14 protein-coding genes and 2 pseudogenes are annotated in these 18,768 nt (G+C 62.9%); 8 read left to right on the forward strand and 8 right to left on the reverse strand.

Features of this window, described 5'->3' with window-relative positions; translation table 11 throughout:
* Together LHL23_RS22780 and LHL23_RS22785 are read right to left on the reverse strand one after the other, a co-directional pair.
* Positions 1-222, reverse strand: a 222-nt coding sequence (locus LHL23_RS22780; protein ID WP_226431667.1) for a transposase, incomplete at its 3' end; no start/stop codon positions are given.
* Positions 223-867: 645 nt separating this feature from the next.
* Positions 868-1,524, reverse strand: coding sequence for a TetR/AcrR family transcriptional regulator (locus LHL23_RS22785; RefSeq protein ID WP_222481664.1), 657 nt, complete (start codon positions 1,522-1,524; stop codon positions 868-870).
* 149 nt (positions 1,525-1,673) lie between these two features.
* Between LHL23_RS22785 and LHL23_RS22790 the strand changes: the two genes are divergently transcribed.
* From LHL23_RS22790 to LHL23_RS22805, 4 genes are read left to right on the forward strand one after another with little or no spacing between them, the layout of a single operon-like run.
* A complete protein-coding gene (locus tag LHL23_RS22790) occupies positions 1,674-3,311 on the forward strand; it encodes a phytoene desaturase family protein (RefSeq protein ID WP_222481662.1) in 1,638 nt (545 codons plus the stop codon).
* Positions 3,312-3,321: 10 nt separating this feature from the next.
* Positions 3,322-4,893, forward strand: a complete 1,572-nt coding sequence (locus LHL23_RS22795) for a phytoene desaturase family protein (protein ID WP_226431668.1) — start codon at positions 3,322-3,324, stop codon at positions 4,891-4,893.
* A complete protein-coding gene (locus LHL23_RS22800; protein ID WP_226431669.1) occupies positions 4,893-6,071 on the forward strand; it encodes an aminomethyltransferase family protein in 1,179 nt (392 codons plus the stop codon). Before LHL23_RS22795 ends, LHL23_RS22800 begins: the two co-directional genes overlap by 1 nt.
* 26 nt (positions 6,072-6,097) lie before the next feature.
* Complete coding sequence (locus tag LHL23_RS22805) at positions 6,098-7,468, forward strand: aminotransferase (protein ID WP_413229490.1); 1,371 nt, start codon at positions 6,098-6,100, stop codon at positions 7,466-7,468.
* Between the two features lie 225 nt (positions 7,469-7,693).
* Here LHL23_RS22805 and LHL23_RS22810 read toward each other — a convergent pair whose 3' ends face one another.
* On the reverse strand, positions 7,694-9,733 hold the full coding sequence (locus LHL23_RS22810) for an oxidoreductase (RefSeq protein ID WP_226431671.1): 2,040 nt from the start codon (positions 9,731-9,733) through the stop codon (positions 7,694-7,696).
* Between the two features lie 167 nt (positions 9,734-9,900).
* On the opposite strand from LHL23_RS22810, the gene LHL23_RS22815 reads away from it, so the two are divergent.
* Positions 9,901-10,962, forward strand: coding sequence for an extracellular solute-binding protein (locus LHL23_RS22815; protein ID WP_226431672.1), 1,062 nt, complete (start codon positions 9,901-9,903; stop codon positions 10,960-10,962).
* A 107-nt stretch (positions 10,963-11,069) separates the two neighbouring features.
* Here LHL23_RS22815 and LHL23_RS22820 read toward each other — a convergent pair whose 3' ends face one another.
* The 4 genes from LHL23_RS22820 to LHL23_RS22835 are packed head-to-tail and all read right to left on the reverse strand — an operon-like array spanning position 11,070 to position 15,128.
* Complete coding sequence (locus tag LHL23_RS22820) at positions 11,070-12,173, reverse strand: ABC transporter ATP-binding protein (RefSeq protein WP_226431673.1); 1,104 nt, start codon at positions 12,171-12,173, stop codon at positions 11,070-11,072.
* A gap of 1 nt (position 12,174) precedes the next feature.
* Positions 12,175-13,008 carry an ABC transporter permease gene (locus LHL23_RS22825; RefSeq protein WP_226431674.1) on the reverse strand — a complete coding sequence of 278 codons (834 nt, stop codon included), beginning with the start codon at positions 13,006-13,008 and terminating at the stop codon, positions 12,175-12,177.
* The gene (locus tag LHL23_RS22830; RefSeq protein ID WP_226431675.1) at positions 13,005-13,862 is read right to left on the reverse strand and encodes an ABC transporter permease; all 858 of its coding nucleotides are present in this window, start codon (positions 13,860-13,862) and stop codon (positions 13,005-13,007) included. Before LHL23_RS22830 ends, LHL23_RS22825 begins: the two co-directional genes overlap by 4 nt.
* Before the next feature lie 60 nt (positions 13,863-13,922).
* Entirely contained in the window at positions 13,923-15,128 is a 1,206-nt protein-coding gene (locus tag LHL23_RS22835; protein WP_222481646.1) for an aromatic ring-hydroxylating oxygenase subunit alpha, read from the reverse strand.
* Between the two features lie 150 nt (positions 15,129-15,278).
* On the opposite strand from LHL23_RS22835, the gene LHL23_RS22840 reads away from it, so the two are divergent.
* Positions 15,279-16,781, forward strand: coding sequence for a trimethylamine methyltransferase family protein (locus tag LHL23_RS22840; protein ID WP_226431676.1), 1,503 nt, complete (start codon positions 15,279-15,281; stop codon positions 16,779-16,781).
* Between the two features lie 931 nt (positions 16,782-17,712).
* On the opposite strand, the pseudogene LHL23_RS22845 reads toward LHL23_RS22840, so the two are convergent.
* Positions 17,713-18,039: pseudogene (locus tag LHL23_RS22845) on the reverse strand (hypothetical protein); the annotation flags it as partial.
* Positions 18,040-18,055: 16 nt separating this feature from the next.
* Between LHL23_RS22845 and LHL23_RS22850 the strand changes: the two are divergent.
* Together LHL23_RS22850 and LHL23_RS22855 are read left to right on the forward strand one after the other, a co-directional pair.
* On the forward strand, positions 18,056-18,487 hold the full coding sequence (locus LHL23_RS22850) for a recombinase family protein (protein ID WP_226431677.1): 432 nt from the start codon (positions 18,056-18,058) through the stop codon (positions 18,485-18,487).
* A pseudogene (locus tag LHL23_RS22855) lies at positions 18,468-18,768 on the forward strand (recombinase family protein); the annotation flags it as partial. The gene LHL23_RS22850 and the pseudogene LHL23_RS22855, both read left to right, overlap by 20 nt.

Genomic DNA, 18,768 nt, shown 5'->3' on the forward strand with positions numbered 1-18,768 from the left:
CGCAAAGACCCCTTTATCGCTCCACCGCTTCCAGCGATTGTACAGGGTCTTGTGCGGGCCGTACTCTTTGGGCGCATCCCGCCACCGCAAGCCGTTGCGATTGATAAAGATAATTCCACTCAGGACGCGCCGGCCATCAACGCGCGGCTTGCCGTGGGATTTCGGGAAAAAGGGTTCCAAACGGGCCATCTGCGCGTCGGTCAGCCAGAAGAGATTAGACATGTCACCGCTCGATTTTCGGCCTGTGAATCATGCTGAAAGCCTGAAATCAATGGGTCCTGACCCTAGTTGGATGGTCCGAACCAATATGCCGAGAACGTCTCGCCGTAGTCCTTGAGCGCTTGGGTCTGCATGCCCGGGTCTTGGTCTGCTGTCGAGACACGGGCGTACCCGATCTTGCGAACCGGCGCATTTTCGGATTCGGACATCGCTTTCTTACTCAAGAATTGGCCTCACGCGACCAATCTGGACAGAATTTCTAGACAAGGCAACCTGTGCGATACCGTTCCCCACTACTTTCCCCTAGTGGCGCACTACGAGCGCGATTCGCGACGAACTCGCCTTGCGCTGCGCCAGGCACGAACTGACGCTAAGCGGACAATGCGCCCCTTCCCTGCATGCTGCCGCAATAGTGGCACACTGCGTATTTTGTGTGCGGGGATCCCGATGAACACGGAAACAGAAGTTTGCAACAGCCTCATGCAGGCCTTGAGGCATGCCAAAATCAGGTGTTCAGAACCAGCACCGGGGCAAATGCACCTCGAGAGGGAGAAACTCGAGCGGTCCAACGCAGGCATTTTGCTGAACTCCATGCATATTTGCGGGAATTCGTTGTGGTGGAGAACGCCTGTCAGGCTGCTGATTGGCTTAACTGCCAGCCTTTGCCTGGAAAGCCTCCGCATGGCTGGGGAACAGTGTTTGAAGGAAGTTCAGCGTCTGCTCCAGCGCTCCTTCCCGGCTGTATATGTGCGGGAACAAATGCAGCTTCTGCCAATATCCGTCAGTCAGAGAGTCGATCCACCCGCCGGCCCTGTCCGCCTTCACGGGATCCTCCAGTATTAGCTTGTGGCAGATCTCGGCAAGCATCTGAGACCTCTTCTCCTCAAACTCACCGGTGATCTCGGCATATTGCGGGACGAAATTCTGCTCTCCGAAGAAGGCGAACCAGATAGCAAGGGCGCTGGGGTTGCAGACCTTGGGGCTGAAATCTGCCTCGATGATCGTGCGAAGCCGGGCTGCGGGATCCTCGGGTGCCTTGTCCAGCGCCGCCTGCCAGTGGGCCTCGTAGGTCTGGTACTGATCCCGCAGCGCTTCGGTCAGAATGCCGGTCTTGGACTTGAAGTAGAAGACGGCAACGCCTTGGGACAGCCCGGCCTCATTGGCCACGGTTGCCAGCGTCGTCTTGGCCAAGCCGTTGGCAACAATTGATTTCAGCGTCGCATCCAGAATCTGCCGCCGCCGCATGTCGGCGTTTTCCTTGCGTTCCTTGCGCGGCTTCCTGCCGCTGCCCTGCGATGCCACCATGAGAAATCCAGAATTCAATTTTCTTCCTTGTTCCACAATTCGCTGCGCCTGTCAGCTCGATTATTTTTATTTGAGCGCTCAAAAAAACTTTACCGCAAAAATCATCTCCACTAGGCTCCCGTCAGCAACAGCCGGACCAGGAGAGATTCATGGGGCAGCACGACAGATATGACGCCATCGTGGCGGGGGCAGGGCATAACGGCCTGACAGCCGCCTGTTACCTGGCCAAAGCCGGGCTGAAGGTGCTGGTGGTGGAAAAGAACGATTGGATCGGCGGCGCCGCAGTCAGCCGGTCGCTGCATGAGGGCTGGACCTACTCCAACTGCTCCTATGTCTGTTCGCTGCTGCGCCGCGAGATCGTGCGCGATCTGGAGCTGCCGAAATACGGGCTGCAGGTGATCCCCTACGAAGGCGGCGCCAGCTTCAGCCGCGACGGCGATTACTTTGCCTATATGTCCGACCATGACGCGCTGCGCCGGGAAATCTCCCGCCACAGCGCCCATGATGCGGATGCCTACGACCGGTTCAGCCAGACAGTGATCCGCCAGTGCCGCTTCATCCGGCCGTTCCTGCTGCGCAATGCGCCGGATCCGACCTCGCTGAAGCCGCGCGACATCGGTGAGTTGTTGTTCCTGATCAGACAGGCGCACGGGCTGGGCAAGAAGGAGCTGGGTGAAACGCTGCGGTTCTGGTCGATGTCGATCGGCGATTTCCTGGACGAGCATTTCGAAAATGACCTGATCAAGGCGCATATTGCCGGGGCCGGGATCATCGGCACCGGGCTGGGGGTCTATTCGCCGGGCACGGCCTATGTGCTGCTGCATCACTACATGGGCGACGTGGACGGCGCGATCGGGGCCTGGGGCTTTGCCCGCGGCGGCATGGGCGCGATTTCCAACGCGCTGGGGGCCTGTTTCGAGGAGGCAGGCGGCACCATCGTCACCGGCTCCGGCGTCGACCGCTTCCTGGTGGACAATGGCAAAGTGACCGGCGTGGCACTGGACAACGGCGACGAATACCACGCGCCCATCGTCGCCTCCAACATGGATGTGAAACGCACCTTCCTGCAGCATACCGGCCAGCAGCATCTGCCCGGCGATTTCGTGAAGGCAGTCAAGCGGTTCAAGATCCGCGGCTCCTCGGGCAAGCTGAACATCGCACTGGATGCCCTGCCCGAGTTCCCCGCCGCCCCCAAGGGCGCGCCCTTCCTGCGCGGCGATCTGCATTGCGCCGAAAGCCTGAACGAGCTGGAACGCGCCTACGACGACTGGAAGGAGGGGCGCTGGTCGCAGAACCCGTACTTCGACATGCTGATCCCCAGCCAGATCGATCCGACCATGGCACCGCCGGGCAAGCACATGATGACCGTCTTCGTACAGTATGCGCCTTATGACCTGGAGGTGGGCGGCGTGCGCGCGGGCACCAACTGGAACGGCCAGACCCGCGGCGCCTTTGCCGATTGCGTCTTTGACAAGCTGGAGCAAGCCTGCCCCGACATCCGCAGCAAGACTGTGCACGCAGAGATCCGCACTCCCTGGGACATCGAGCAGGAGGTGGGCCTGACCGAGGGCAACATCTTCCAGGGCGAGCTGACTTTCGACCAGCTGCTCTTCAACCGCCCGGTGCCGGGATATGCGCAATACGACACCCCGATTGACGGCATGTATATCGTCGGCTCCTCCGCGCATCCGGGCGGCGGGGTGATGGCGGCGCCGGGGGCCAATGCGGCCCGCGAAATCCTGCGCAACATCGGCCGCAGCGGCAACATGACCGGCTACGCGGCCTGAGGAGCGGAAGATGACCACACCCACCTACGACGCAATTGTCATCGGCGCGGGCCACAACGGGCTGGCCGCGGCAGCAACCTTGGCGCGCAAAGGCAAGTCGGTCTGCGTGATCGAAAGGAACGCAACCGCCGGCGGCATGGCCCGCAACACCACGCTGGCCGGCGGCATCAAGGCGCCGGAAATCGCGCATCTGCTGTATAACCTGCACCCCAAGGTGAAGAAGGAACTGGGCCTTGGCTCTCCCCGCGCGCCGCTGGAGGTGCGCGAACTGCCAGCGGTCTCGCTGTCGGAGGACGGCAACCACGCTGTGATCCGCAGCGGCAGGGCGGAGCTGGCAGACGGCCGGCCGCACCCGGAGGCCGCAGCCTTTGACGAAATGATGCGCCGCCTGACGCTGTTTGCCGGGCTGCTGGGGCAGCTTTCAACCAAATCCCCGCCCTCGCTTGAGGGCGGTCTGGCCAGCCTGGGCACGCTGACGGAGCTTGCCGGGCTGGCCAAGCTGGGGCTGGATCTGAAGCGGATGGGCAAGAAGGACATGCGCGAGTTTCTCCGCGTGCTGCTGTCCAACGCCTATGACCTGATCCTGGACGACTTCGAGGACGGCCCGCTGGCGGGCGCGCTGGCGGCGGATGCGGTGCGCGGCGCCTTTGCCGGGCCGCGCTCGCCCGGGACCGTTTTCACGCTGATGTACCGGCTGGGGCAGGGCGGCGGCGCGCAACTGCCGATGGGCGGCATGGGCGCGGTTGCGGCAGCGTTTGAGGCAGCGGCCCGCGCCGCCGGGGCGGAAATCCGCACTGGTGCCAGCGTGGCCCGGGTCCGGGTTGAAAACGACTGCGCTGCAGGCGTGGTGCTGGAGGACGGCACCGAGATCTCTGCCCGGGCGGTTCTGAGCAACACCGGTCCGATGCCCGCGATGATGCTGGCGGGTGCCGGGCATTACGACGTGGAGGCAGTGCGGCGGATGCGCAACCAGCGCTGCAAGGGCACCGCCGCCAAGGTGAACCTGGTTCTGAGCGCCGCGCCCGAATTTACCGGGCTCAGCCCGGAACTGGCGGCAGGCCGGCTGCTGATCGCGCCTAGCGCCACCTATGTGGAGCGCGCCTTCAACCCGGCGAAATACGGGGAAATGCCCGCAAACCCGGTGATCGAGGCCGTCATACCAAGCCTGACAGATCCAGAAGTGGCGGGCGGCGGGCGGCACGTGCTGTCGGCTGTGGTCGGCTCCGTTCCCTACGGGCTGGAGGGCGGCTGGGATGCAGCCGCCCGTGAACGGCTGGCAGCTGCCACACTTGCAACGCTGGAGAAATATGCGCCGGGCATCAGTGTGCTGGTCACGGAACGCCAAGTGCTCAGCCCCGCCTGCATCGAGGCGCGGACCGGTGCGCCGGGCGGCCACTGGCACCATGCGGAGATGGGTGTCGACCAGATCCTGACAGTGCGGCCCGCCAACGGCATGGCGCAGTACCGCTTTGGCCCAGAGGGCTACTACCTCTGCGGCGCAGGGGCCCATCCGGGTGGCGACGTGACCGGGCTGGCCGGCCGCAACAGCGCGCTGCAACTGCTGAAAGACGGGGTTCTCTGATGACGAAACATGTACCCATCGGCCTGATCGAAACCCCGTTCCAGCCGCGGCTGCAAGCGCTCAGCACTGCCAAGAGCTGGACCAATTGGGCCGGTTATGTCTCGCCCGGGATGCTGGACACGGTGGAGTTCGAGTATTTCGCGATCCGCAACCAGACCACGCTGTTCGACATTTCGCCGATGCACAAATACCGCATCACCGGGCCGGATGCGCTGCGGGTGGTGAACCGGCTGGTGACCCGCGACGCCGCCAAGCTGCGCGACGGGCGGGTCGGCTATGCCCTGTGGTGCGACGAAGAGGGTATGGTGATCGACGACGGCACCCTGTTCCGTTTCTCAGAGACGGACTTCCGCCTGTGCTGCCAGGAACCGATGTACACCTGGCTGCTGGACACCGCCTGGGGCTTTAACGCGGAAATCACAGACGAGAGCGATGAGATCGCGGCGCTGTCGCTGCAAGGCCCCACGTCGTTCTCATTGCTGCAGGACGCGGGCCTGAAGGCTGTCGCGGAGATGAAGCCCTTTGACTGGCGCGAGATCGAGCCGGATCTGTGGGTTTCACGCACTGGCTTCACCGGCGATCTGGGTTATGAGCTGTGGGTGCCGAACGGCAAGGCGCTGGAGCTGTGGGATCGGCTTTGGGCGGCAGGCGGCCCCTGGGGGCTGAAGGCGATCGGGTTTGACGCACTCAACATCTGCCGGATCGAGGCCGGGTTCATCGCCGCGGGCTTCGACTTCCAGCCGGTGCACACGGCCATGCGGCTGGGCCGCGGCCGCAGCCCGCTGGAGCTGGGGTTCGGCAAGATGGTCGATTTCACCAAGGGCCATTTCAACGGCCGCCGGGTGCTGCTGGATCAGCAGAAGAACGGCCTGCGCTACCACCTGCGCAAGATCGAGATCGGCGGCTTCAAGCCGGCAGACGGCGCGCTGATCTACCACAAGAAGAAGAAAGAGGTGGGGCATGTGACCTCGGGCGTCTGGTCCCCCACCACCAAGCGCAACATCGCACTGGCCGAGTTCAAGGCGCCCTTCGGCGACGGCATCACCGATGACCTGTGGGCCGAAATCTACGTCAACGAGGAAGGCCAATGGAACAAGCGGCTGGTGCCGGTAACCATTGAAGACAAACCCTTCTTTATCAACAGCCGCGCGCGGGCGACCCCGCCGCGCCCGTTCTGAGCCCTAACAGGTGCCCCATGACCAAGATGAAACCGAACAGTTTTGCCAACGAGCCAAGCCCTGACACCCTGCATGAATGGGACCGCACCCACCAGCTGCACCCCTGGATGGCCATGGACGACTGGCGCGGCTACGACAACATGCTGATGGAGAGCGCCGACGGCATCCATCTGCGGGACGCTGCCGGCAAGCGCTACATCGACGGGCCGGGCGGCATGTGGTGCACCCAGATCGGCTATGGCCGCCGGGAAATGGCCGATGCCATCGCCGCGCAGGTGATGAAGCTGCCCTATACCTCCCCCTTTACCAACACCACCGAGCCCTCGGCAGTGCTGGCCAAGAAGATCGCCGAAGTGGCGCCGGGGGACCTGAACAACGTTTTCTTCACCACCGGCGGCTCTACCGCGGTGGATACCGCGCTGCGCACCATGCAGTACATGAACAACCGCCGCGGCCAGCCGCAGAAGAAGACGATCATCGCCCGCGAGAAGGGCTACCACGGCTCCACCTACCTGGCCCATTCGGTGACCGGCAAGGAGCGCGACAAGAGCCATTTCGATTTCGAGACCCGGCTGGTGCATTTCCTGCCCGACGTGAACCCCTACCGCCGCCCCGCCGGGATGAGCGTCGCGGACTGGTGCGATGCCAAGGTCGCGGATCTGGAAAACGCCATCGCGGAGATCGGCGCGGACAAGATCGGCGCTTTCATCGCTGAGCCGATCCTGTCCTCTGGCGGGGTTATCGTGCCCGCGCCCGGCTACCACAAGCGCACCTGGGAGCTGTGCCGCGCCAATGACATTCTCTATATCTCCGACGAGGTGGTGACCGGCTTCGGCCGCCTCGGCCACTGGTTCGCCTCCGAGGAGGTCTTTGGCATCCAGCCCGACATGATCACCTGCGCCAAGGGGCTGACCTCCGGCTATCTGCCGCTTGGCGCCTGCATCATCTCCGACCGGGTGATGGAGCAGATGAGCCATCTGGGGACGCCCTCCTCCTACACCAACGGCTATACCTATTCGGGCCATCCGGTGTCCTGCGTCGCGGCGCTGAAAAACATCGAGATCATCGAGCGCGAAGGCATTCTAGAGCATGTCCGCGCCGTCACTCCGCATTTCCAGGCGCGCCTGCGCGATCTGATGAGGTTCGATATCGTCGGCGACGCCCGTGGCGAAGGGCTTTTGGGCTGCATCGAGTGCCAGGCCGGGGATCTGGAGGCCGAGCGCAGGCTCGGTTCGATGATCGATGCCGCCTGCGAGGAGATGGGCCTGATCGTGCGCCCGCTGATCAACATGGCGGTGTTTTCGCCGCCGCTGATCATCACTTTGGACCAGATCGACGAGATGTTCGGCATCTTGGAGCGTGCCATCCAGCAGGTGGAGGCACAGCTGGCAGCGTGAGGCTGGAGGGGGTGGCACAGGCTCCCGTCACCCTTCCCGAACTGGCGGGCGCCAAGGGGTTCCGGTGCCCGCCCTTTTTGCGCCTGCACTGTCATGCCGCCGGGCATGCGGCCGCCATGCACACCACTGCACAAGCGGTGCGCCGCTCCTCTCACAGTCAGTTTTGGAGAATGTGCGGTGCCGCGGACACTGCCGCGAAACCGGTATCTTTTGAGGGCTTCCCCCTTACACGGTATGCTCGCGCCGCCCGTATTTCTTGGCAATATCGATATTCTGACCCAGGTCCATCGCCGCGCGGTAGCCGCTTTGCACGGCGGCGGCGATGATATGCGGGGCTTCGGCATCGCCGATCCGGGCCACAGATTTGATGCCGGCCTCCTGCAGCCCGTCTCTCATCGCCTTCAGCCCGTCGTATAGCCCCAGAACCGGCAGGCGGCGGGTGAGGGGGATGATGGCATCGCAGGCAAAGGTGCTGCGGGCGCCCGAGAACATGCAGGACAGCACAGCTTCGCCCTTCTGCGCGGCCACCAGCATCCGGTTGGGCACCACCGCAACGCCCGCCTCGATCAGCGCCGCATTGGACTGGTAGACCTCCGTGGTCCACTGCCCCCAGTCGCAGGGGCGGCCTGCGGGCGTCACCAGGGTGACCCGGTGCCCTTCCTTGCGCAGTTGCAGCGCCAGCACCGAGCCGAGGTAGTAATGGTCGTCGTCATAGATCACCACATGATCGGCATCGAGCGGCTCGCTGTTAAGCACGGTTTCCGCGGAGACGATCATTCCGGGCACTTCCTCCTCCAGCCCGGTGTCGGAGTGGCGGCCGACGGTGTCGGATGCCCAGACCGCCCCGGTTGCTGCAATCACATGGGCAACGCCGAGATCCAGCACATCCGCCGCGTCCAGCGGGCTTTCCGGGTAGACCTCCACATTGGGCAGCTTTTCAATCTGCCCGACGCGCCAGTCGCGCACGCGGGCCCATTCGCTCATCCCCGGCAGGCGGGATTCGCGGGTGACACGCCCGCCCAGGGTCCGGCTGGCCTCTGCCAGCATCACCGAATGGCCGCGTTCGCCCAGCACCCGGGCAGCCTCCAGCCCGGCGGGGCCGGCGCCGACGACCAGCACCTTTTCCGGCTTTTCGCTGCGCCCGGCGTTCTCGGGGTGCCAGCCTTGGCGCCATTCCTCGCCCATGGTCGGGTTCTGGGTGCAGCGCAGCGGCACCCCAAGCGAGTCATGCGCATAGCAGATGTTGCAGCCGATGCATTCGCGGATGTCCTCGCTGCGCCCCTCTTCGATCTTCTTGGGCAGGAACGGATCGGCAATGGACGGCCGCGCCGCGCCGATCAGGTCCTGCCCGCCCTGGCGGATCACCTGCGCCATGGTGTCGGGCGAGGTATAGCGGCCCACCGCAACAACGGGCTTTGAGGTCAGCGATTTCGCCTGCGCAATGCTGTCGGTGAATGAGGCTTCTTTCACAAACCGGCTGGCCCCCATCTCGACGCCATAGTCGGGCACCACCAGATCCCAAAGGTCCGGCAGATCCGCCAGCATCGCAAAGGCGTCATAGCTTTCCGCATCCCCCAGTCCGACGCTGAAGCGGGTGGCGACGGCGCATTTGTGGCCGACCGCCTCTTTGGTTTCCTCGATCAGCTCGCGCACCAGCCTCACCCGGTTTTCCAGGCTGCCGCCGTATTCATCGCTGCGGGTGTTGTTCACCGGGTCAAGGAATTCCGACAGCAGGTAGCCGTGGGTGGCGTAGACATAGACGATGTCAAACCCGGCCTCGACCGCCCGCAGCGCCGCATCGCGGTGCCATCTGCGGATGTTGCGGATGTCCTCGCGGTCGATCTTTCGCGCTTGACCTGGATGCAGGACAGTCGAATCCGTCTGCGGCCGGTTGCGCATGCCCAAGGGCGCCAGCCGGGTGCCGAAATTGGTCACCATGCCGCCGCCGATCCACAGCTCCACCCCGGCCAGCGCGCCATGCTCATGCACGGCGTCCGTCATCAGCCGGTTGGCGCGGATGTCGTCCTCATCCCATAGCGCGGCATAGGGGTAATAGTCGTTGTCCGAGGTCGGGTGGATCGAGCAGAACTCGGTGTTCACTACTCCCCAGCCGCCTTCCGCCTTCATCCCGCGCATCGCCGCCACGGTTCGCGGCCGTCGCCAGCCCATGCCCGCGCAATGCGGCACCTGGTAAAACCGGTTCTTTGTCTCCACCGGGCCGATTTTCAGAGGCTGGAACAGGATGTCATGGCGGGGGTCGCGCATCAGTCATTACCTTTCGATAGGCAGGTTTCACTTTGTAATTTGATTGAGCGCTCAAATAATTCTTGTGTCAAGCCGGTTTCCCTCCTAACCTTTTCCTACCACGGCCGGGACCGTGCCGGAGAGGGCGAAAGGCGGGAAAACAGGGCCGCGGCAACAGGGAGACTTTCATGAAAATTTTGAAAACAGCCACTGCGCTTGGCATGGTTCTGCCGCTTCTGGCAGGGGCAGGCCTGGCCGCTGACGCGGAATTGACGGTTTTCGACTGGGCCGGATACGAGGACCCGGGTTTCTTCGCTGCCTATATAGAAGAGCACGGGGACGGGCCCACCTTCGCCTTTTTCGGCGACGAGGAGGAGGCTTTCCAGAAACTGCGCTCCGGGTTCCGCGCCGATGTCGCGCATCCCTGCTCTCAATCGGTGCCGAAGTGGATCGAGGCAGGGCTGCTGGCGCCGCTCGACACCGCACGGATTGAACGCTGGGACGAGCTGGAGCCCAGTTTCCGCGATATCAAGGCCTACACCAAGGACGGGCAGAATTACTTCATTCCGGCAGACTGGGGTAACACGGCGGTCACCTATCACACCGATCATCTGAGCGACGCGGATGTCGCCTCTTTGCAGGCCTTCGCGGATCCCAAGCATCAGGGACGGATCTCGATCGGGGACAACGTGGACGATGCTTATGCGCTGGGCTTCCTGGCCACCGGTGTCAAGGATTGGACCAATGCCACGGAAGAGCAGTTCCAGGCGGCCTCGGACTTCCTGCGCGCGGTTCATCAGAATGTGCGCACCTACTGGTCCGACGGCGCCTCGCTGGCGCAGCTGATGCAAAGCGGAGAGGTCTACCTGGCCTGGGCCTGGAACGAGACCTATTCGACGATGAGCTATGAAGGCCACCCTATCGCAATCAAGCGCGACACCGATGAGGGCGCGTCCAGCTGGGTCTGCGGCTATGCCAAGCTTGCCGATGCACCAGGGTCCGAAGACAAGTTCTATGACTTCATCAACGCCTGGCTGGAGCCGAAGACTGCCAATTATCTGGTATCCAGCTGGGGTTATGGCCACGGCAATGCCAAGGCGATGGCGGAAATGAACGCCGGGGAGCTGGCCGCAATGGGGCTTGAGGTCAGCGAAGACCTGAAGACGAAAACCCTGTGGCAGGCCCCGGTGCCCTCCGCGCTGCGCGAGAAGATGATCGCCGAGTTCGAGCTGATCAAAGCCGGTTTCTGAGCCCCGCCAATCCGCTCATTGCCAACATGAAGACGCCCCGCCGTTTGGCGGGGCGATTTCATGTTGTTTGCACCTGTGTTTATAGGGCAGGGGCAGATGCGCCGGCCTTACTGGAACAGCACGATGGAGTCCGCACCCCAGCCCACCGGCACCTCGCTGCCGGGCGGCACGATGGAGCGGCCGGCCGTATTGCGCATCGAAATGGTCACGTCCTCGCTGTGGCCAGGCAGGCGCACGCTGTAATAGGTCATGTCGCCGTAGTAGGCGGTGCTGGTCACATGTCCCCTGGCGACCTGTTCGGACGGCTCGCTGCCGTCAAAGAGGATGGTCAGCATCTCCGGGCGGATGCCGATGGTTTCAAGGTTCCGCAGGTCCAAGCCTTCGGGGATTTGGGCTGACGGCAGAGCGATACTGCCAAGCGCCGGGATGTCGAGCGCCAGCTGGCCGTTGATCGGGCCGGTGGCCTTGGCGTCGAGGAAGTTCATCACACCGATGAAAGAGGCCACGCGCCTGTCCACCGGGCGGCGGTACAGTTCTTCGGGGGTGGCGAGCTGTGCGATGCGGCCGTCGAACATCACCGCGATGCGGTCGGACATGGTCAGGGCTTCCTCCTGGTCGTGGGTCACCAGGATGAAGGTGATGCCGAGCTTCTGCTGCAGCTGGCGCAGCTCCACCTGCATCTGGTCGCGCAGCTTCTTGTCGAGCGCCGACAGCGGCTCATCCAGCAGCACCACCTTGGGCTTCATGACCAGCGCCCGGGCCAGCGCCACCCGCTGGCGCTGGCCGCCCGACAGCTCATGCGCGGCGCGGGTGCCCAGGCCGCCGAGATCCACCATTTGCAGCGCCTGTTCCACTTCGCGGGCGATCTCGGCCTTGGGCAACTTGCGGGTCTTCAGGCCGTAACCGACGTTGTCGGCGACGCTGAGGTGCGGAAAGATCGCGTAGGACTGGAACACCATATTGGTGGGGCGGCGGTTGGCTGGCACGCTTGCCATGTCCTGGCCCGCGATCATGATGGTGCCCTCGGATGGCGTCTCGAACCCGGCAATCATCCGCAGCAGGGTTGTTTTGCCGCAGCCCGACGGCCCCAGCAGCGAAAAGAACTCGCCCTCGCGGATGGTTGCGTCGATGCCCTTCAGGGCCTGAAAATTTCCGAAATTCTTGGTGACGCCCGCAAGGTCGATAATGGGCTTAGGGGATGGGCTGGCCATGTCAGGCAAATCCTCCGGTGGCTGAAGCTTCGATACCCTGTTTCCGCGCGGCGCGGCGGCGGAACCACTCGGCCAGGATCAGGAGCAGGACGGACAGGGCCAGCAGGATGGTTCCCAGCGCCATCACCGACGGCAGCTTGCCCGGGAAGCGCAGCTGGCTCCAGATGTAGACCGGCAGGGTGACTTCGGTGCCGGTAAGGAAGAAGGCGATGATGAACTCATCCAGCGAGATGGTGAAGGTGATCAGCAGGCTGGATACAACCCCCGGCATCACCAGCGGCAGAACCACGCGGCGGAAGGTGCCCCAGCGGCTCTCGCCCAGGTCATAGGAGGCTTCCTCCAAGCTCTGGTCCAGCCCCTGAAAGGCCGAGTTCAGGATGGCGATGGAAAACGGTGTGCAGATCAGCACGTGCCCAAGCACCACTGTTGCCAGCGACAGCGGCATGCCCAGCTGCATCAAGAGCACCAGCAAGGCCACCGCCACGATGATTTCCGGCAGCACCAGCGGCAGCATGATAAAGCTCATGATGCCGCGTTTGGCGGGGAACCGGTAGCGCGCCGCCGCCCGCGCTGCACAGGCGCCGAGGATGGTGCTCAGCACCGCCGACGACAGGCCGACAATCAGAGAATTGCGCACCGCGCCGTGCAGCGCTTCGGTTTGCCACAGAACCTCGAACCACTGCGTGGTGAAGCCGGTCAGCGGAAAGGAGATGACCGTGGCATTGTTGAATGCAAACATCGGCAGCAGGATCACCGGCGCATAGAGAAACACCATGTAGGCGACCGCGTAGACAGCCAGCCATTTGGCAGAAAGGGATTTCAGAGCGGGTTTCATTGCACTTTTCCTCCAAACCGCTTGCCGGCAAGGAAGATCACCGCGCTGATGCTGGCCACGATCAGCATCGAGGAGATCGCCAGCGCTGCCCCCAGCGGGGCGTTGTTTGCCTTGCCGAATTGTATCTGGATCATGTTGGCGATCATCAGCCCGTCGGTGCCGCCGACCAGCTTCGGCGTGATGAAATCACCGATTGTCGGGATCAGCACGATCAGGGTGGAGGCAATGACTCCGGGCATTGCCAGCGGCAGGGTGATGCGGAAGAACCGCCGCACCGGGCCGTCGCCCAGATCCTCCGCGGCCTCCAGCAGCGAGCGGTCGATTTTCTCAAGCGCCACGAAGATCGGCAGGATCGCAAACGGCGCCCAGGCATGCGCCAGGGTCAGCACCACGGCGTTGGCATTGTACAAGAGGAAGGTCAGCGGCTCGTCGATGATGCCCAGTCCGGTGAGCGCGGTGTTGAACACACCGTTGTAGCCAAGGATCACCTTCCACAGGAACACCCGGAGCAGATAGCTGGTCCAGAACGGAACGGTGATCAGGAACAGCCACAGCGCCTTGCGCTGTTTGACGTGAAAGGACAGGTAATAGGCGATCGGAAACGCCAGCGCCACGGTCACCACCGTGACGGTCAGTGAGATCGTCAGCGAGCGCAGCAGCAGTGCGCGGTAGATCGGCTTGGTCCAGGCCTCGCGGTAATTGTCCAGCGTGAGGGTGGTGTCGAGTTCCAGATAGTTCTGGGTCCAGAAGCTGAACGTCAGCACCATCACCAGCGGCGCGGCCAGCATCAGCAGCGAATAGAGCAATGTCGGGCTGATCAATGCGAGGCCCTGGCGCCTCTCTCCTGTGAGCATTCTTGGGTCCTCCTGCCCCGTTATCAGGGCGCCGCCAAGGTTCTTGGCGGCGCCCTTCATTCATGTCTTGCCGCGCTGGGCAAGCAGTTCTGCGTTCCTGGTCTTCAGCTGCCCGGGTTCCGGCTCATCCTGTTCCAGAACCGGAAACAGCTTGCGCAGCTCGTCGTGGTAGCTGCGCACGCCGTGTTCCAGGTCCGACAGGATCACGCCATCGTAACCGCTGGAGAAGGCCGCCTCCCAGCACCATTCGATCAGCTGCTCGTCCTCTTTCGAGGTGATCCGGTCGATCCGGCCGCTGAGGTAGCGCGCAACACGCATCTGCCGGTCTTCTGCCGGGCGTTTGTAGCAGGCGGCGCGCTGAATGGTGCGGCCGTTTTCCACCGGGAATTCATGGTAGAAGATCACCGAATCCGGGTAAATCCCGAATACAAGATTGGGAAAGACCCCAAGGTAAAGCCAGGCTGCCTGATGCTCGTCGTCCAGCGCCTCGGCCTTGGGCAGCAGTTTCTTGTAGTTGCGCACGCTCCACAGCCGCCCGCCGCCGGGGCGGAAGCCGCCAAAGGACCGCGCCGCACCCATGCTGAACGGCTGATCGTCATAGTTGCCGCCGAACAGGTCATGCAGGCCGGGGTGCGCCAGCGGCACGTGGTAGCCCTCGTTGTCCACGTCGCGGACGCATTTCCAGTTGGCTGCAATCTCGGTGATGCTGATCCCGTTGCCATCCGGCAGAAGCTCCGTGAGGCCGTAAGGGCCGACCTCGTCTTCGAACTGCGCCAACACCTCGGACACCGCGGGCTGCGGACCCGGTTTGAAGCGGACAAAGACAAAACCGTGCCAGATGTCCATCTCCACCGGCTTCAGCCCCCATTCCACCGGGTCAAGATCCGGCAGGGTTTCAGGCCGCGCCGCCCCGCGCAGAGTGCCGTCAAGATTGAAGGCCCAGCCGTGGAACGGGCAGATGATGGCGTTTTTGCAATGGCCCTTGTTCTCGGCCACGACCCGGCTGCCGCGATGGCGGCACAGATTGTGAAAGGCGCGCACCTGGCCGTCCGCGCCCCGAACCACCAGGGCCCGTTCGCCGGTGAAATCCGCGGCCATGAAATCGCCGGGCTCCGGCACATCGTTCACATGGCAAACCAATTGCCAGTGGCGGCGGAAAAGAAGCTCCTTTTCCTCCTCCAGAAGCTCCGGATTGGTGTAGCTCCACGCAGGCAATCCGGTCCGGCCCGCCCTGGGATCAGCCTGAAACAGCACGTCGTCCTTCATGTGGGTCTCCTTCCCTCTGACCAGAATCAGTAGCATTGTTTATTTAAGCGCTCAAATAAAATAATTCGGCCGAGAACACTTTGGCGGCTGGACAAACCCGGAAATGCGCGTCAAGTTTGAGCGACCGCTCAAATTCAAAGGATGGACATAATGCGCCGCGCCAGAAGCCGCAGAAGATCTCCCCTTTCCGCTGACACTCCTGCCAGCAAGGGCCCGCACTCTCTGGCCACGCCAGCCTACACGCCGTTGACCCAGGCACAGGTGGACAAGATCGTGGACACCGCGGTTGAATTGCTGGCCACCTCCGGCGTGGTGTTCGAGCCGGGCGGCGAGGCCGACAGCCTGCTGCGCAACGCCGGCTGCAGCCAGTCGGACGATGGCATTGTGACAATCCCGGAAACCGTGACCCGCCGCGCGCTGGAAACCGCGGCCCGCAAGACCGAACTCTGGGACCGGAACGGCGAAAACCCCATCACGATCGACTGCAACCACACCTGGTTCATGCCCGGTATGACCTGCATCGCCGTCTACGACGAGGACACCGGAGAGCCGCGCCCCTCGACGCGGGAAGACCTCGCCCTGATCACCCGGATCGCGGACAAGCTGCCGAATGTCGACGGCGTCTGCATCGCCGTGAAGAATGTCGAGGAGTCGAACCAGTTCGGCGAGATCGATGAATTCGCCTGCCTTATGGAAAACACCACCAAGCCGCTGGAATACCTTTGCGAACACCCTTCCTCTCTGGATGCGGTGATCGAGATGGCGGCCGCGCTGCGCAGATCGCACCAGGCGCTTCGGCAGAAGCCATATTTCCTGCATCTGATCACACCTCTACCGGTGAACCTTGCACGGATCCATTCGGACCAGATCATTACCGCCGCCCGGGCGGGTATCCCGGTGAGCGTCGGCACCCTGCCGATTGGCGGTGCGTCGTCGCCCATCACCCTGGCCGGCTGCATCACCCATGCGCTGATGACGGACTTTGCTGCCATCGTCCTTGGACAGTTGGCTGCCGAGGGCAGTTTCTGCGTGGGCAGCTCCGACGTGAATTTCATGGAGCCGGCCACCGGCGCCATCGGCAGTTTTTCCCAGACATCCGTCGGCGACATGGCGATGTGCCAGGTGCGCCGCGCGCTGGGTTTCCCCTCGCTGACCGGCATCGGCGGCTGTTCCGTTGCCCGCCGCTTTAATCAAGATGCAGTCTGGGAGATATCCTCGAACATGACCCAGATGTTCTACAACCGCCCCGCCACGATCGATTACATGGGTTCGCTCGACCAGGGCCTCACTTATTCGCTGCATGCCCTGCTGCTGTGCGACGACCTTGCGGGGTTGCTGCGCAAGATGTGGCAAGGTCTGGAAATCTCGGCCGATCAGATGGCCGTCGACCTGATCCGCGAGGTTGGCCCCACAGGGAATTTCCTCGCACATCAGCACACCGTCGACAACTGCCGGACGCAGGTCTGGAATTCCCGCTACTTCGGCCCGAACATTCCGCTCAGCAACACCGGGCTTGCGGATCAGGACCTGCTGAAGCGCATTGAGGGCGACCTCAAGGTTATGCTGGCAGAACTGGAGCAGCCGGAACTGCCGCCGGAAACCAAAGCTGCTGTATCCGCGATTTCAAACAAGTACCGCGTTCAAGCAGCCTAGCTTGGATCGCAACTTTGGTTTGCCCGTACAAATCCTGAAAGCTGGCTTCCTGCCCTTTGTGTCTAAGTTGGCTGGAAGAGTGTCTTGTGGGCCTGCCCTGCAATGGCCAATGTCACCGTTTCGCGCTTGGCGCCAGTTCAAGCAACACGCAGCAATCGGCGGCATAGGGCTCGTTGCTGCCCTTCGCTGACTTTCGCAGCCAAGTGTCCAGAACGCGCTGCCGCCAATCGCAAGCTTGACGGGCTTTATGACGCGATAGGCCTCCGCCCCCCGGTCTTCAGGTCCGGCTGGAAGAACTGAAGGCACGCCTCTCAGAGCTCGATTCCGAGCTCGCCGCCCCTGCCCCGGAACCGGTTCGGTTCAATCCCAATCTCTCAGAGCTTTACCCTAAGAAGGTCGCCGAGCTTTCCGCGACCCTCGCAGACACAGAGGTCCGCACAGAGGCGCTGGAGACTGTGCGCGGTCTCATCGAACGCGTGGTGGAGAGCCATAAGAACGGCCAAATGACAAACCAAGGGATTCACATTTGCGTTCGAGCACGCCTGTCATCTGTTCTGCAAGTTTTCTATCCTTCTGGCCCTGATCAGTCTTGAGAGCCGCAACACTCTCTGCGGTCGCGACCACGCCCTTCAACAGCTTGGCACACTCGCGTACGAAGCCCGCGTCTACCGGCAGCAGGTCGCCGGTCTTACCGCCGCGCTGAACGACCCTGCCACCAAGTGCGAAGCTGGCAGGATCATCCGCAGCCTGCTGTCAGAGGTGCGCCTGATCCCGGAAGATGGCTCCCTGGCCATTGAGTTGGTTGGCGAACTTGCGGGACTGATAGCATTGGGGCAAACAGAAACGGCCCTGGAAGCAGGTGCTTCGGGCCGTTCTGTATCGCTAGTTGCGGGAGCAGGCAACCGCCGTATCCTACCTGCCCTCTCCGCAATCATATAAACCCATGATAGCGTGCAGCTAACGGCAAGTCTGCGCAGGAAGCGGAATTTGCAGAATCTTGCAAAGCACGCCTATGCGCCACCTTTGTCCGGCGCATGGAATGCGTCCCATAGGATGTAGAATCCAGCCCGATGGACCTCACCTAGTCCCGCACGAGGCGGGCGTACTGCCGCGTTGAGATGTGCAGACGATCGTGAAGTCGACCGGGCCAGAGGTATTCTGAGCCGACCATCAACTGTTCCTCCATCCATCGCGAGAGCGACTTGCGCGTGCCCTCCGTTATCTCGAAGCGTACTGGTCGCTGGGTCTTGCTCTGGACAGGCCTGCTGAAGCGCATGAACTTCTTCGGTGTCAGAATCCATACGGCTTCGGAGAATGAGCTGGATGACATGAAGGTCGGGGTCGGCGGGCTGGTGTCCACCATGTTCCTTAAGGACCTGGCCCAGAAGACACGGCGCGGGCTGGAGGGGCGCGTCGCGAAGGGCAAGTCCGCCGGTGGCATTTGCTACGCCTACCGGGTGAAGCGGGAGATCCTGCCCGACGGCACACTCAGCACCGGCGACCGGGAGGTCGAACAGGACGAGGCCGCCGTCATCAAACGGATCTTCCGGGATTACGCAGACGGGCTTTCCGCCCGCACGATTGCAGCCGCGCTGAACGCCGAAGGCCGAACACTCCCTCAAGAAGGTGGAAAGCCGGATCGCCAACATCCTGACAGCCATCGAGGACGGCATGTACACCGCCTCGATGAAGGACAAGATGTCTGAACTGGAGAGGGAGAAGGCCCGCCTGGAGGCGGTCATCGCGGACAATCCGGAGCCCCCTGCCCTGCGGCTGCATCCGAGCCTCCCATCCCGGTACCGGGAGCTGATCGAGGATCTTGCTGGCGCCCTGAATGCACCAGAGGTGCGGCGGGAGGCCACGGCGTCGCTGCGGTCTCTGATTTCGGAGGTTCGGATGGTTCCGGACGGTGCAGCGCCGGGCGGGCATCAGCTTGAACTAGTTGGGGAATTGGCTGGGCTGATGGCTTTGGGGAGCCCTGAATCGA

The sequence above is a fragment of the Leisingera sp. McT4-56 genome, from assembly GCF_020514995.1.
Lineage (GTDB): Bacteria > Pseudomonadota > Alphaproteobacteria > Rhodobacterales > Rhodobacteraceae > Leisingera > Leisingera aquaemixtae_A.